The following is a 2006-nucleotide window of genomic DNA, read 5'->3' on the forward strand; positions in this document are numbered from 1 at the left end:
CAATCTTTGAACAAGCTAAAATTCTTCGTCTCTCTAAAACACCTTCGGTGTTGTAAGGTTAAGCCTCCCGGGTCATTAGTACTGGTCAGCTCAACGCATCGCTGCGCTTACACACCCAGCCTATCCACGTCGTCGTCTTCAACGGCCCTTCAGGGGACTCGAAGTCCCAGGGAAGACTCATCTCGAGGCAAGTTTCCCGCTTAGATGCTTTCAGCGGTTATCTCTTCCGCACGTAGCTACCGGGCAATGCAATTGGCATCACAACCCGTACACCAGTGGTGCGTTCACTCCGGTCCTCTCGTACTAGGAGCAACCCCTCTCAATCTTCCAACGCCCACGGCAGATAGGGACCGAACTGTCTCACGACGTTCTAAACCCAGCTCGCGTACCACTTTAAATGGCGAACAGCCATACCCTTGGGACCTACTTCAGCCCCAGGATGTGATGAGCCGACATCGAGGTGCCAAACACCGCCGTCGATATGAACTCTTGGGCGGTATCAGCCTGTTATCCCCGGAGTACCTTTTATCCGTTGAGCGATGGCCCTTCCATCCAGAACCACCGGATCACTAAGACCTGCTTTCGCACCTGCTCGAGCCGTCACTCTCGCAGTCAAGCTAGCTTATGCCTTTGCACTAACCTCCTGATGTCCGACCAGGATTAGCTAACCTTCGTGCTCCTCCGTTACGCTTTGGGAGGAGACCGCCCCAGTCAAACTACCCACCAGACACTGTCCGCAACCCGGATTACGGGCCCACGTTAGAACATCAAACATCAAAGGGTGGTATTTCAAGGTCGGCTCCACGCAGACTGGCGTCCACGCTTCAAAGCCTCCCACCTATCCTACACATCAAGGCTCAAGGTTCAGTGTCAAGCTATAGTAAAGGTTCACGGGGTCTTTCCGTCTTGCCGCGGGTACACTGCATCTTCACAGCGAGTTCAATTTCACTGAGTCTCGGGTGGAGACAGCCTGGCCATCATTACGCCATTCGTGCAGGTCGGAACTTACCCGACAAGGAATTTCGCTACCTTAGGACCGTTATAGTTACGGCCGCCGTTTACCGGGGCTTCGATCAAGAGCTTCGCCCGAAAGCTGACCCCATCAATTAACCTTCCGGCACCGGGCAGGCGTCACACCGTATACGTCCACTTTCGTGTTTGCACAGTGCTGTGTTTTTATTAAACAGTTGCAGCCAGCTGGTATCTGCGACTGGTCTCGGCTCCATCCGCAAGGGACTTCACCCAATCCAGCGTGCCTTCTCCCGAAGTTACGGCACCATTTTGCCTAGTTCCTTCACCCGAGTTCTCTCAAGCGCCTGAGTATTCTCTACCTGACCACCTGTGTCGGTTTGGGGTACGATTNCCGTATACGTCCACTTTCGTGTTTGCACAGTGCTGTGTTTTTATTAAACAGTTGCAGCCAGCTGGTATCTGCGACTGGTCTCAGCTCCGTCCGCAAGGGACTTCACCAAATCCAGCGTGCCTTCTCCCGAAGTTACGGCACCATTTTGCCTAGTTCCTTCACCCGAGTTCTCTCAAGCGCCTGAGTATTCTCTACCTGACCACCTGTGTCGGTTTGGGGTACGATTCACTGTTACCTGGTGCTTAGAGGCTTTTCCTGGAAGCGTAGCATCGGTTACTTCGCCACCGTGGTGGCTCGTCATCACGCCTCAGTGTTATGGTGTTCCGGATTTGCCAAAAACACCCACCTTCACGCTTAAACCGGGACTACCGTCGCCCGGCCAACCTAGCTTTCTCCGTCCCCCCTTCGCAGTAACAGCCAGTACAGGAATATTAACCTGTTTCCCATCGACTACGCTTTTCAGCCTCGCCTTAGGGGTCGACTCACCCTGCCCCGATTAACGTTGGACAGGAACCCTTGGTCTTCCGGCGAGCGGGTTTTTCACCCGCTTTATCGTTACTTATGTCAGCATTCGCACTTCTGATACCTCCAGCAGCCCTCACAGGCCACCTTCGACGGCTTACAGAACGCTCCCCTACCCAAC

At 53.9% G+C, this 2006-nt stretch carries 1 rRNA gene; it reads right to left on the reverse strand.

What is annotated here, in order from left to right:
* Positions 1-54: 54 nt before the first annotated feature.
* Positions 55-2006 (reverse strand): 23S ribosomal RNA (locus DDT52_RS20765); the annotation flags it as partial.

Origin of the sequence: Brenneria roseae subsp. roseae (genome assembly GCF_003115845.1) — a bacterium.
Lineage (GTDB): Bacteria > Pseudomonadota > Gammaproteobacteria > Enterobacterales > Enterobacteriaceae > Brenneria > Brenneria roseae.